The sequence below is a fragment of the Palaeococcus pacificus DY20341 genome (assembly GCF_000725425.1).
Taxonomy (GTDB): domain Archaea; phylum Methanobacteriota_B; class Thermococci; order Thermococcales; family Thermococcaceae; genus Palaeococcus; species Palaeococcus pacificus.
In genome coordinates this window covers 1820583-1833248 of the sequence record NZ_CP006019.1, presented here as the reverse complement: position 1 = coordinate 1833248, position 12666 = coordinate 1820583, and the positions used below count along the sequence as shown (strand labels likewise).

At 42.9% G+C, this 12666-nt stretch carries 14 protein-coding genes and 3 tRNA genes; 11 read left to right on the top strand and 6 right to left on the bottom strand.

The features are described 5' to 3' along the window. The first annotated feature begins 31 nt into the window (after positions 1 to 31). A complete protein-coding gene (locus PAP_RS09930) occupies positions 32 to 484 on the top strand; it encodes an Lrp/AsnC family transcriptional regulator (protein WP_048165851.1) in 453 nt (150 codons plus the stop codon). Between the two features lie 219 nt (positions 485 to 703). On the opposite strand, the gene PAP_RS09925 is transcribed toward PAP_RS09930, so the two are convergent. Continuing rightward, positions 704 to 852: transfer RNA gene (locus PAP_RS09925), tRNA-Trp, on the bottom strand. A gap of 110 nt (positions 853 to 962) precedes the next feature. On the opposite strand from PAP_RS09925, the gene PAP_RS09920 reads away from it, so the two are divergent. From PAP_RS09920 to PAP_RS09900, 5 genes are all read left to right on the top strand, one after another. Further along, positions 963 to 1202, top strand: coding sequence for a hypothetical protein (locus PAP_RS09920; RefSeq protein WP_048165850.1), 240 nt, complete (start codon positions 963 to 965; stop codon positions 1200 to 1202). Positions 1203 to 1323: 121 nt separating this feature from the next. After that, the gene (gene fbp, locus PAP_RS09915; protein ID WP_048165849.1) at positions 1324 to 2448 is read left to right on the top strand and encodes a fructose-1,6-bisphosphate aldolase/phosphatase; all 1125 of its coding nucleotides are present in this window, start codon (positions 1324 to 1326) and stop codon (positions 2446 to 2448) included. A 501-nt stretch (positions 2449 to 2949) separates the two neighbouring features. After that, positions 2950 to 3333 carry a 30S ribosomal protein S6e gene (locus PAP_RS09910; protein WP_048165848.1) on the top strand — a complete coding sequence of 128 codons (384 nt, stop codon included), beginning with the start codon at positions 2950 to 2952 and terminating at the stop codon, positions 3331 to 3333. A 129-nt stretch (positions 3334 to 3462) separates the two neighbouring features. Beyond that, positions 3463 to 4695 carry a translation initiation factor IF-2 subunit gamma gene (locus tag PAP_RS09905; RefSeq protein ID WP_394296782.1) on the top strand — a complete coding sequence of 411 codons (1233 nt, stop codon included), beginning with the start codon at positions 3463 to 3465 and terminating at the stop codon, positions 4693 to 4695. Between the two features lie 26 nt (positions 4696 to 4721). Next, positions 4722 to 5135 carry a PIN domain-containing protein gene (locus PAP_RS09900; protein WP_048165846.1) on the top strand — a complete coding sequence of 138 codons (414 nt, stop codon included), beginning with the start codon at positions 4722 to 4724 and terminating at the stop codon, positions 5133 to 5135. Here PAP_RS09900 and PAP_RS09895 read toward each other — a convergent pair. From PAP_RS09895 to PAP_RS09880, 4 genes are all read right to left on the bottom strand, one after another. After that, positions 5132 to 6043 (bottom strand): asparagine synthetase A, encoded by a 912-nt coding sequence (locus tag PAP_RS09895; RefSeq protein ID WP_048165845.1) that lies wholly within the window; start codon positions 6041 to 6043, stop codon positions 5132 to 5134. The genes PAP_RS09900 and PAP_RS09895 overlap by 4 nt on opposite strands. Before the next feature lie 144 nt (positions 6044 to 6187). Continuing rightward, on the bottom strand, positions 6188 to 7318 hold the full coding sequence (locus PAP_RS09890) for a cation:proton antiporter (protein WP_048165844.1): 1131 nt from the start codon (positions 7316 to 7318) through the stop codon (positions 6188 to 6190). 17 nt (positions 7319 to 7335) lie between these two features. After that, the gene (locus tag PAP_RS09885; protein WP_048166035.1) at positions 7336 to 7842 is read right to left on the bottom strand and encodes a CBS domain-containing protein; all 507 of its coding nucleotides are present in this window, start codon (positions 7840 to 7842) and stop codon (positions 7336 to 7338) included. Between the two features lie 210 nt (positions 7843 to 8052). After that, positions 8053 to 8130 (bottom strand) — tRNA-Tyr (locus PAP_RS09880). Positions 8131 to 8242: 112 nt separating this feature from the next. Between PAP_RS09880 and PAP_RS10305 the strand changes: the two genes are divergently transcribed. Beyond that, positions 8243 to 8380: a hypothetical protein gene (locus tag PAP_RS10305; protein ID WP_158442514.1), complete on the top strand. Its 138-nt coding sequence runs from the start codon at positions 8243 to 8245 to the stop codon at positions 8378 to 8380. On the opposite strand, the gene PAP_RS09875 is transcribed toward PAP_RS10305, so the two are convergent. After that, a tRNA-Pro gene (locus PAP_RS09875) sits at positions 8359 to 8436 on the bottom strand. The two genes, PAP_RS10305 and PAP_RS09875, sit on opposite strands and share 22 nt — an antisense overlap. Before the next feature lie 97 nt (positions 8437 to 8533). Between PAP_RS09875 and PAP_RS09870 the strand changes: the two genes are divergently transcribed. The 4 genes from PAP_RS09870 to PAP_RS09855 all read left to right on the top strand — a co-directional run bounded on the left by PAP_RS09870 (position 8534) and on the right by PAP_RS09855 (position 12649). Beyond that, on the top strand, positions 8534 to 9592 hold the full coding sequence (locus tag PAP_RS09870) for a glycosyltransferase (RefSeq protein ID WP_048166034.1): 1059 nt from the start codon (positions 8534 to 8536) through the stop codon (positions 9590 to 9592). Between the two features lie 69 nt (positions 9593 to 9661). Beyond that, positions 9662 to 10375 (top strand): RAD55 family ATPase, encoded by a 714-nt coding sequence (locus PAP_RS09865; RefSeq protein WP_048165843.1) that lies wholly within the window; start codon positions 9662 to 9664, stop codon positions 10373 to 10375. Positions 10376 to 10385: 10 nt separating this feature from the next. Continuing rightward, complete coding sequence (locus tag PAP_RS09860) at positions 10386 to 10850, top strand: hypothetical protein (protein ID WP_048165842.1); 465 nt, start codon at positions 10386 to 10388, stop codon at positions 10848 to 10850. Further along, positions 10850 to 12649, top strand: a complete 1800-nt coding sequence (locus PAP_RS09855; protein WP_048165841.1) for a polysaccharide deacetylase family protein — start codon at positions 10850 to 10852, stop codon at positions 12647 to 12649. The genes PAP_RS09860 and PAP_RS09855 overlap by 1 nt, the downstream gene beginning before the upstream one ends. The last annotated feature ends 17 nt before the right edge of the window (positions 12650 to 12666 follow it).

The window sequence follows — 12666 nt, the reverse complement described above, 5'->3', positions numbered from 1 at the left end:
GAAAATATGACAAACAAAAGAGGGGGAAAGTATGGGGGATACGTTGGATAGAGTTGATATGAGACTGTTGGACGAATTGAAAGACAACTCAAGGGAGAATATAGCAGCTTTAAGCAAAAAACTTGGTATTCCAAGGACTACTGTTCATTATCGTATTAAAAAGCTCGTTGAAGAGGGAATAATTGAAAAGTTTACTATAAAGCCGAATTATAGAAAGCTCAATTTGGGAACAACTGCATTTATATTGGCGAGGTATGATCCAGCATCTGGCCTAACTCAAAGGGAAGTCGCTGAAAGAATAGCACAACTAGAGTGGATCTACGAGGTTCACATTATAGCAGGCGAATGGGACTTGCTGATAAAAGTTAGGGCACCATCAGCTGAGGATATTGGGAAAATAGTTGTAGATAAACTAAGGGAGATCAAAGGAATTGGACAAACGGTAACTATGGTATCGTTTGTTACGGTAAAAGAGGATGTTTAATTAAGAGGGCGATGATTAGCGTTCTCCTTTCTGATTTTATGATGAAGCGAGGAATGAATGAGCCTAACAATCTTAAGAGAATTGATAGACTTGTTTTTCTTTTTGTTGTTTATTATTTTGTAAATAAGTGAAGAAACACCTTTAAAAGAGTATTTTCATAAAAAAGTCTTTTTTATGGCGAGAAAACTGTTCAGCAAAGTTTTATACTAGAGCGAGAAGTGGTGGGGGCACGGGGATTTGAACCCCGGTCCGCGGGTTTCTCCAGCCGCTCGGGGCTCCAAAGGGTCATCATGCCCCGAGTCAGCAAACCCGCTCCTCCTCATGGCCTCTGGAGCCCGCGATGATAGACCAGGCTACACCATGCCCCCAGCCATTATCTCTTAGGGCTTCGGGCATTTATAAGCTTTGCGGGCATTATTTCTACAAGCGATGGAAATTCTTATTAGGAATGACACTCATAGATATTTATGGTGATTTTATGGTAGAACTCAAACACATAAAGGTTGGTGAGGATAAGTTCAAGATTAGTGATGACGAAGTTGCCAGAAGGGAACTCAAAATTACAAAAATTGATGAAGACGTTATTCAAGTTCAAGAAGAAGTTCATGGAATTATAGCAGCAATTGGGGGAGTTAGCAGCGTCAACATCAAAAAAGAAGAGCTCAAAGAGATAATAAAGATAGCAAAAGAAGAATTTGGATGGACTGACCTCTGCTGATTTGCTTTAATTTTGTTTATTTTTTCTGATGCTCTTGGCATTTTTGTGTCATTCTTAGTGATATATTTTCTCATAGTAAAATTTTATAAACTTGAAATTATAGTTAAGAGTGGTGATTAACATGGCTATTGGAGAGAAGATAACCATTAGTGTTATAAAGGCCGACATAGGGGGATGGCCAGGCCACCATAAGGTTCACCCAGCTCTCATAGAAAAGGCAAACGAATTATTGGCCAAATCTAAGGAAGAGGGAACCATTATCGACTTCCACGTTACCTACTGTGGAGACGACCTTCAGTTGATAATGACCCACAAGAAAGGTGTTGACAGCGAGGAAATCCACGGTTTGGCTTGGGACACATTTAAAGAAGCAACTGAGATTGCAAAGGAGCTTGGCCTCTATGGAGCAGGTCAAGACTTGTTAAAAGACGCTTTTAGTGGAAACATTAGGGGCATGGGACCAGGAGTAGCTGAGATGGAGATTACCTTAAGGAGGAGCGAGCCAATAGTGACATTCCACATGGATAAGACGGAGCCAGGAGCTTTTAACTTGCCAATCTTTAGAATGTTCGCTGATCCATTCAACACAGCTGGGCTCGTTATAGACCCACACATGCACATGGGCTTTAGGTTTGAAGTTTGGGACATTATGGAACACAAGAGAGTAATTCTTAACTCCCCAGAGGAACTCTACGATCTCTTGGCGTTGATAGGTGCCAAGTCAAGGTACGTTATAAAGCATGTTTTCCCCAAAGAGGGCCATGCAATACCAAGTGATGAGCCTGTTGCAGTTATAAGCACGGAGAAGCTCTTTGAGATAGCTGGAGAGTATGTAGGAAAAGATGATCCTGTGGCTATTGTTAGGGCACAAAGCGGTCTTCCAGCTCTCGGTGAAGTTCTTGAACCTTTTGCGTTCCCACACTTAGTAAGCGGATGGATGAGAGGCTCACACAACGGCCCAATCATCCCGGTTCCACTCAAATACGCGACACCATCAAGATTCGACGGACCTCCAAGGGTGATTGCTTTAGGATGGCAAATAAACAAGAATGGAAGACTTATAGGCCCAGTTGACCTTTTCGATGATGTAGCATTCGACGATGCAAGAAGAAAGGCTTTAGAGATAACAGACTACATGAGGAGGCACGGTCCATTCGAACCACACCGCTTGCCTCTCGAAGAGATGGAGTACACAACACTTCCAGGCATTTTGGAGAAGCTGAAGGATAGGTTTGAGGAGCTTTGAATGGGAAGCATCTTCAAATCTCCCTTTTACTCTTCTTATTTAGTATTCTTTGATTAGGACATTTCTAGTTCAAAGCTCGTTTGAGGGACAATTTTTAGTATTCTAAGCTGTTTGCAGCCAGAGAGTGTCCTCGGGGTTGTAGGGGCGGAGCCCTTCCGTTTTTGAGAGAGAATGGGGTGTGGGGTGGAACCCCACTTGAGAGGGGGAGGGGGTTGGCAAGGACGTGGGGGACGAAGTCCCCCGGTCCTGCATGGAAAGGTTTTTAAAAGGGGAATGGGTTGCAGTTTGACCATTCTGGCATCTTTCGGCCTTCCCCTTTACCCCTTCATTTCAGCGGGATGTCAGAATACGGGGTTAACGTAAGGGGCACGAGAGAACGCTGAAAAATAATCAGAACAATGCCCCTCGAGAGAAAGGTTTTTAAATATTTCCTCTTAAGCACCCCTGGGTAAGGGGTTTCCCCAATGAATCCCGCTAATGAACAGAAAGAGGTGGGAGGAAATGGTTACGTTTAAGGTAGTTATTTCAGACCCAAAGAGTGGAAAAGCTAAGCAAATCGAAGTTAGCGACAAGAAAGCCGAAGCTTTGATAGGTTTGAGGATTGGCGACACCTTTGACGCGAGCCTCTTGGGTGTTGACTTAAGTGAAGTTTTCGGCGAAGAGATACCAAGCAATGTAAAGCTAAAGATAACCGGCGGAACAGACAAGGACGGCTTCCCAATGAGGCCTGACGTACACGGCCCAAGGAAGATAAGGATTTTGGTTTCAAGAGGCCCAGGTTTCAGGCCGACAAAGAAAGGAGAGAGAAGGAAGAAGACAGTTAGAGGCAACACCATAAGCCCTGAAATAATGCAAATAAACACCAAGATTGTCTACGGGGAGTGAAGGCTCCCTCTTCTTTCAATCCATTTGCTTTTGTTGAGCCTCTCACATCTTTTCGGATGATGTCTTGGCTCAAATAAGGCAAGGTTAATAAAGCAAAATTCTATTCTATACTTTAGAGAGGTGATGGGGATGGCAAAAAAGAAGTTTAAACAATCTGAAGTTAACATTGGTATGGTTGGTCACGTTGATCACGGTAAAACTACATTAACTAAAGCTTTGACGGGAATTTGGGCCGATACTCACAGTGAGGAGCTTAGAAGAGGTATCACAATAAAGATAGGTTTTGCAGATGCGGAGATTAGGAAGTGTCCGAGCTGTGGGAAGTACTCTACTTCTCCAAAGTGCCCCTACTGCGGTGCTGAAACAGAGTTTGAGAGGAGGATTTCCTTCATAGATTCACCCGGTCATGAGGCTTTGATGACCACAATGCTCGCTGGAGCTTCTCTAATGGATGGTGCTGTTCTTGTCATAGCAGCTAATGAGCCATGTCCGAAGCCCCAGACTAGAGAGCACTTGATGGCTCTGCAAATTGTTGGAAACAAGAACATTATAATTGCCCAAAACAAAATCGAGCTCGTCAGCAAAGAAAAGGCCATAGAAAACTACAACCAGATAAAGGAGTTTGTTAAGGGAACTGTTGCAGAGAATGCTCCAATCATTCCGATCTCGGCTCTACACGGTGCAAACGTCGATGTTTTGATGAAAGCTATTGAGGACTTCATTTCAACACCTAAGCGCGATCCAAATAAGCCGCCAAAGATGTTTGTCCTCAGGAGCTTCGACGTTAATAAACCCGGAACTACACCTGAGAAGCTCATAGGTGGCGTTTTGGGAGGTTCAATAGTCCAAGGAAAGCTCAAGGTAGGGGATGAAATCGAAATAAGGCCTGGTGTGCCTTATGAGGAGCATGGAAGGATTAAGTATGAGCCAATAACTACGGAGATAGTCTCTCTTCAAGCAGGAGGTAAGTTCGTCGATGAGGCCTTTCCAGGTGGGCTAGTAGGTGTCGGGACTAAGCTCGATCCATACCTAACTAAGGGAGACTTGATGGCAGGTAACATCGTAGGAAAGCCCGGACAATTGCCGCCTGTTTGGGAAGACCTCCGCTTAGAAGTGCATCTTTTGGATAGGGTGGTTGGAACTGAGGAAGAGCTCAAAGTTGAGCCCATAAAGAGGAGAGAGATGCTGTTGTTGAACGTGGGAACTGCTAGAACAGTTGGTCTTGTCACGAACTTAGGAAAGGACGAGGCAGAGATAAAGCTTCAAATACCAATATGTGCAGAGCCTGGAGATAGGGTTGCAATAAGCAGGCAAGTGGGCTCAAGGTGGCGCCTCATTGGATATGGTCTTATTAAGGAGTGATTTTCTTCTTTCTTTTGGTGATTTTTATGGTTAAAAATGATTATTTGATTGTACTCGACACGAACTTTCTCTTAGTTCCCGGCCAGTTTGGAGTGGATATTGTAAGAGAACTCTACCGCATTTTGGATGTCAAGTTTGAGGTATGTGTTCCAGATGTTGTAAAGCAAGAGCTCGATGTCATAGAGCGAAAATCCCGCGGCAAAGATCTTTTAGCGATTAGAATGGCTAAGAGGCTAATAGAGGGTTTTAAGATCGTGGAAGTGGGCAGGTTTGGTGAAAAGCCAACGGATGAGCTAATTTTAGAGTTTGCCTTAAAAACGCCTAATGTAATCGTCTGCACAAACGATAAGGGGCTAAAGAAAAAGTTGAGGGAAAAAGGAATTCCCGTTGTTTATTTGAGGCAAAAGAAAATTTTAGTCCTGGAGGGGATGATAAATTAAATCACTGCAGGAATTCCCGGAATTCTTGGGAAAGGTTGCACCTCCGCTATGTGCTTTGCTCCTACTATGAACCTAACGATTCTCTCCACTCCAATGCCCGCGCCTGCTGAGGGCTTAAGCTTTCTCGCTTTTGCTACCTCTAGATAGGGCTTAAATGCCTCCAAGCTGAGTCCACTCTCTTTGAGCTTCCTTAAGATTACCTCGTACTGCCATTCCCTCTCGCCGCCGCTTGAGACTTCGCCATAGCCTTCGGGCATTATTAGGTCATAGTTTCTAAAGTGTCCTGGTTTTGTGGGGTCTTCTCTATCATAGAACTCTCTTGAGATGTCGATTATCCAGAAAGGCTCGTCCATAGCTTTGCTTGCTTCCTCATCGTCGCCATATTCCTCTTCAATCTCTGCCATGGTGAAGCGCTTGAAAGGAGCTTTTATCTTTGGGAGCTCTCTATCCAGCTCTCTCATCTCTGGTAATCCTCTTGCATAGTCAAATAAACCTACTATTAAGCCTTCTATAAGACCCATCACATCGTCCATGCTTGCGTAGGCCATCTCGAAGTCGAGCTGGGTGAACTCATAAGCGTGTCTTCCATCGTCTCTATCCCTCTCTTCAAGCCTAATGTTTGGAGAGAGTACGAAAATCTTTTCCAAGCCCATCGCTATAGCCATCTGCTTGTGGAGGATCATGCTGTGCATTAATTTAAGCCTAGTTCCATAGGCCTCAATCTCTGGGGCCCTCATTTTGCTCGCTGCGGGATCTGGCCACAGTGGATCGGTTATAGAGCTTAGCATTACAGGTAAGAGCCATTTAAAGCCCTTCTTTATGAAATAGTCAGTCATATATCCAATTACCTTCGTTTGTACTCTCAGGATTGGACTTATATCTCTACTAATCAGCTGAACTGCGTTCATGTTATCACCTATTTTCAGCATTGTCTTTAAGGTTTATGTCTTTTATGCAAAATATGTTGAATTTATGATAGATATTTCATTTTATTGGCCATATTTTCAACAGAATGACAAAAATTAATCTAAAATTTGGTCATCTAATTTAGACTATTTCAATTTTGTGTGAGCCCACTTGAGCATTGGAGGCGTTATTATCGTCGTTACAAACACCATGAAAACGGCTATGGTGAGCATGTCTTGATTGGCTACGCCGCTCTTTATTGCAATTGCTAACATTGCTAATTCCACACCCAATCTTGGTATCATTCCGATACCAATCCCAAGCGATTCTTTTAAGTTGAAGCCGCCTAAATAAGCTCCTGCCCCACAGCCGACTATCTTGCTCAATATGGCCATTATTGTGTATAAAACTGCGAAGAGGCCTGCGCTGTAAATATATCCCAAATCTATGCTCATGCCAACTTCGACGAAAAATATAGGTATGAAAATTGCGTATCCCAACGTGGAAATCTTCTCTATAATTTGCTTTCCGTAGTAAGTCTGTCCTAGGACTAAACCTGTCATATAAGCTCCCAAAATCGATGCTATATTCATTCTTTCGGCTAAAATGGCAAAAAATATTGCCGTTATTAATGCGAAGGTTGTGGTGGTCTCGGGCAGCTTTATTCTGCTCACTTGGTGGAATAAGCGCTCCATAAGAGGAACGCCAAACTTCAATAGTATAAACAAAAAGCCAACTACTTTTATCAATATTTCCAATATGCCGATGATGTGCACACTCCCTTCTTTAAGCACGGAGATTACTATAGTCAGCGCCAAAATTCCAAAAACATCATCTATAACAGCAGCAGCTAGAATAGCAGCGCCTTCTTTAGTTCTGAGCTTTCTTAACTCCATCAAAACTCTAACCGTTATGCTGACACTTGTTGGGGTCATTATGGCACCGAATAATAGGGCCTCGTTAGTCGAAACAAACGGCAATGATATTAAAAATCCAAATAAGAATGCTGTGATAACACCTATAGTTGCTATAAGCATGCTGGGCCTTCCGACTCTCTTAAACTCTTCAAGATCACTTTCAAGACCCGCCAAAAACAGCAGAATGAGAACTCCTAAGTTTGAGAATGCGTGTATAACTTCGTCACTCTTAAAGTATAATCCTATGGCTATCCCACCTAGAATTTGCCCTAAAACAGTCGGCTGTCCTATCTTTTCAAATGCGTATCCTGTTATCTTTGCTGTAATTAATATCAAAGCAATCAATAGCAGGTCTTCCATTTTTATCGCCACATGGGTTAGAGACTTACAATTCTGATGAGCCTTACAATGTCCTTTACTTCCAGGACACCGTGTACTCTCTTTTCTTTATCCACAACGGGAAGATGGTGCTTTCCGGTTTCAACCATGAGTTTAATGGCGTGATCCAAGTAATCATCAATAGTTATCGTAATGGGCTTTGTTATCATTATGTCCCTTACATATGAGGCTCTGGTTAAAGAATATCTCTTTAAGAGCCCCAGCCCTATAACTGTGTGTCTGTGGAGAGGTGCAAAGAATTTTAACAAGTCCTTTGCAGTAATAAAGCCTAAAAGCTTGCCTTCATCATCAACAACAACAGCCGAAGTCTCTTCCCCTCTTAGCTTTCCAACCAGCTCAACTAAGCTGTCCTCAGGATGAACTTTGAGAAAGTCTTTATCCATAACGAGCTTGACAGGAACTTTGCTTATGTATTTGATGTTGTGGCTCATCTCTTTTCTCTTTTCGAGTTGCACATGTCGCCTCTTTCCCACTATAATCTGCATCTTTTTGGTCTTCGCCTTAGCAGTTTTTTCAAGCTTATCCCCCGCTTTCTCCACCACTACCCCCAATCTATTTATGCAATGAAGGTGCTTAAATACTTTTTTTATTGGGAACGGAAAGAAGACCTTCTAAATCGGCTAAATTTGAGAATAAGACTCTAAAATTGCAGGATTGATGCGAGGTAATTCTTTATTAGAAGAGTTTATTTTTGGTGGTCCCGCGGGCCGGATTTGAACCGGCGACCTGCGGATCTACAGTCCGCCGCCACTCCCAGGCTAGGCTACCGCGGGACCCTAAGCCCGCCCGATAGTTAATCATTAGTGAAGGGTTTATAAATCTTTCTCTGGGTATTCGAGTCTCAATAAGCCAAAGCTTTCTTAGCAACATTTAGCTGCATGAGGAGTGATTAAAGTTGTGCATCTTCCATGGAAGCTCTTGATAATGAGGAATCCCCTAAAAATCACTTATGGAAAAATAAGCGAATTGATCAAAATTCGCGCAGGCGAAGTTTGTAATGCTGGTGGGGCCGCCGGGATTTGAACCCGGGTCTCGGGCTCCCGAAGCCCAAAGGATGGACCAAGCTACCCCACGGCCCCATCTCCCTATGCTATGAATACTTGGAGGTATTATAAACATTGCGGAAGGAAAAGGTTATTAATTCTTAAAGATGCATTACTCTGGGAGGCGAAAATGGTGAGAATTTCAATCATCGTCCCTACTTATAATGAAAGAGACAATCTCGAGGAGCTTTTCAAAAGGATAAGTGGTTCTCTGAGAGGTCATGACTTTGAGATAGTAGTAGTTGACGATGATTCTCCCGATAAAACTTGGGAAAAAGCCCAAAAACTCTCCAAAATATATCCTGTTAAAGTAATTAGGAGAAAAAATGAAAAAGGGCTCTCTTCCGCAGTAATTAGGGGATTTAGCGAAGCGGAAGGGGATGTATTTGTTGTTATGGATGCGGATTTGCAGCATCCTCCTGAGGTAATTCCAAAACTCATTGAAAGAATAGAAAATGGGGCGGATATAGCCGTTGCTTCCCGTTATGTTAAAGGAGGAAAGGTGGAGAACTGGTACTGGTATAGGCGGTTAATATCAAAAGGTGCCATAATGATTGGACGTGTAGCTTTGCCTAAAATTAGGCACGTTAGAGACCCCGTAAGTGGATTCTTTGCCCTCAAAAGAGAAGTCGTTGAAGGGATAGAGCTCAACCCTGTTGGGTTTAAAATACTCTTGGAAATTCTCATAAAGGGAAGATATAGTAGAATTGAAGAAATTCCGTTTACTTTTGGCCTAAGAAACGCAGGAGAGAGTAAATTAAGCCAAAAGCAGATTTTTAATTATCTGAGGCACCTGTGGCGTCTAATGAAGTGGGAAGGTGAGATAGACAGACTAGTTAAATTTTCCATCGTTGGCTTCACAGGTGTTATTGTAAATGAGTTCTTTCTCTGGTTATTTTTTGAGAAAACTGATTTAGGGTTAGTTTTGGCTGGACTCTTCTCCTATGAGCTCAGCGTTTTGAACAACTTCCTTTGGAATGACATCTGGACGTTTAGGGATTTGAAAAACGTGCCCTTTTTGAAACGCTTAGTTAACTTTCACTTAGCTTCAATAGCTGGGGGTGCAGTTCAGCTTGCGTTTCTCTATGGGTTAACGTACATAGGAATCCCCTATTTGATCTCTAACCTCATAGGAATTCTCATCTCGTTTATAGTCCGCTTTATTGTGAGCAGACATTGGGCTTGGGGTTAGTTCAAAAGTGATATAAATATCTTCGTTCATATTTATTTCTTAGGGGATTAACCTTGGGAGGTTATTCTCATGTACATTGGAGAAATACTAAAAACCTTAGATCGTGTTTCAACTGGGGTTCCGGGGTTAGATGAGCTGATTGGTGGGGGTTTAATCCCGGGGAGGGTCTACCTTATAAGTGGGCCTCCTGGGAGTGGTAAAACTACAATTGGAGTTCAGTTTCTTGTAGCAGGTGCTAGGAATAATGAAAAAGGCCTTTACATTTCTCTCGTTGATGATCCTAAAGTTATAATTCAAGACATGATGAAATATGATCTCAACATCCTACCTTACGCAAAATCTGGGAAGATTGTTTTCTATGATATTGGCTACCACCTCCTAAGAATAGAACAAAAATTGACATGGAGAGAGCTTTTCGTGAAGATTAAAGATGTAGTCTCAGCAGAAAGGCCAAAAAGAGTGGTAATAGATTCATTCACTTCAATAGAACAGCTTGTTGCGGATCCCGAAAACAAGAGAAGAGAGATTGGCAACTTTATAAGGTCTCTTGAAGAGTTAGATGTTACCACGTTAGTAATATCTGAAATGCTGAGCTCAGATAATTATACTGATGAATATTATTTGGCCAGCGGTGTCATAGTTTTGCATCACTTTATGAGAAACTATACGATGATAAGAGCGCTTCAGATATTAAAAATGCGTGGCACACCTCATGACAGTAATATAAAGAGAGTTAGGTTCTCAAAAGAAGGCATTAGGGTTTACAATGAGGCGCCGTTCTGAGGGGATCGAAATGGTAAAGAAAAAGGATACTCAAAAAATTCAGGAAATAATTAGGGAAGCGTATCGTTTTGGGTACTTTATTGGCTACAAAGGACACAGTGAGTGGATATCGTGGGTTGGACATAAGAAATCTGAGATATATGAAAAAGCCAGGGAACTTGGAGTTTATGAAAAAGCTAAGAAAGCATACCAGCGGGGAAAACTTGATGGTGAGAGGAAGAGAATGGAAGATGTGCAGTCTGGACTGGCTGTTAAGCTTTCTCCTTTGGATGAGTCTAAATCCAAATTAAAGGAAGCATTTATTGAAGAGGAGATTCAATCTGAGGGACGGTTCAATATAGAGTTTGCGCGGATTTTAAACAGTCCGTCAATTCTAGAACCACCTGAAATTTTAGAGCTTATGGGGATGTTAAAGAAGCCTAAGACTCTTGGTTTTCCTTCTTCCATAGGGTACATACAGGATGGTGATGACTGATGATGCAGAAGTTCGCTTATCACTTTCATGGCTACCAGCCGGGAGATATAATTTATATCCATGATGGCACGGGATGGGATCCTATAAAGTATTCGGAGCGCTTAAGTCCTGTCTCACTGAAGATTAGGGATGTTGATGTTGAAGGTAGGAATTGGACTAGGGCGGTCATAAAAGCCTACGATTACGTGGATGACACTTTGGGTGCCCTTAAGAAAGGGGCGGTAAGTGTTGATATCGAACCTTTTACGCTTTACATGGTCTTGAGATATAAACCGAGAATTTACGGAGAAATTATCGAACTCTTGGAGAATCACGTCGAAGCTGTCCCTACTACCCCCTTTCACCCAATAATGCCCCATATAAGCAAGTTTGCTCAAGAAGTTCTCGCGAGAGTGTCTTTTGACTTCTACAAACCTTTCATTAAAGATAAGGAGGTTGTTGGTTACTGGCTTCCTGAAAATGTCATAGCCAGAGATAGTGCTAAAATAATAAGCGACTCCACTGATAAGAAACTCCTCTTTCTCGTGGATGAGCGGCAGTTCAGGGAGCTTCACCTTTTTCAGGCTAAGTTTTCATGCAACACATTCAAAGCCAATGGTAAGCTCTGCTACATCTTTGGGAGAGACCACCAGCTTAGTGATGCCTTTGCATTCAACACGCTTGATGTTGAGGGCTTAATTAGGGCTGTTGCAGAGGGGAGGATAGACGTTTTCAAAGAATCCCAGAACATTCCTTATCTCGTTTACTTAGCGAGTGATTTGGAGGCCTTGGTCAGCAACCCCCAGCAGCTCGACAGGTTCATGACTTGGTTGAAGGGATTGGAGGATAAGGGCGTTGAGCTCATAAACGCGGCCGAATTCGTTAGGAAAAAGCTCAGCGGTGGGTTTAAGTGTCTCGAAGGGGAGTGCACAGAGAAGTTTGAGCTCCACGTGAAAGACTACTCGAGCTGGAGCGACTACTTTGATTTGAGCTTAGATGGGACAACGAGTGATACACGCTGGCTAGGCGTCCGGAGGGAAGATAATAAGGTGATACACCGCTTTTACAGGGGTAAAAAGTACTCCCAGCTTTGGAAGTTAGCCTTCACAAAGGTGTTTAAAGAGCTGAACAGGAGCATAAGATACGCGGTCTTTGATTTGATAAAGCGCAATGATTCAAGCGCTACGCTCGATTCATTAAAGGAGTTTCTTGTTAGGTATGCTAGGATATTCTTTAGGGAGCACTATGAGTATTTTGAGATTGATACGAGCGTTGAATATGTCACGGAGCCAATCAAAGATGTTGATCCGGCTATAAGTCTCAAGCTTGGAAGAATTTACTACTTAGCTTTGCTCGGCAACCACTCATGCCCGAGATTTTGGGAGCACATAGATACGAGAGTCACATTCGGCAATGTCGTTGCCATAAGCAAGGCACTCGCCGAGCTTATAGACCTTTACCTTGAGGAGGGCATTGAGGAGAGAGCTCACTATCTATTCCTCGAGTACATGAAGTTGCTCGCTTTTCCACAGCTCTACTATGATTACGAGTTCTTCCGCTTAGAGGGCTTGGAAGGATGGGAATCTACGGAGGAAGCTTGGTTTGCTTCACTGAAAAGCCTCGTCCCCAACTCGCGCTACAATGTCGTTACGAGAGCGGCTTTATATGTGGCCCAGAAGGACTTCCCAAGAGACATAGTATCAGCGTTAGAGGCTCTCTACGACTTCAGCCAAGCTGTCCCTGACACGGGACATATTCCGGGAGAGTTTCATGGAGACTGGGCGAACAAAGAGTGGTGCGAGCACAAAGGGAAGGAGTGAACTATGTTTTTTTCCTT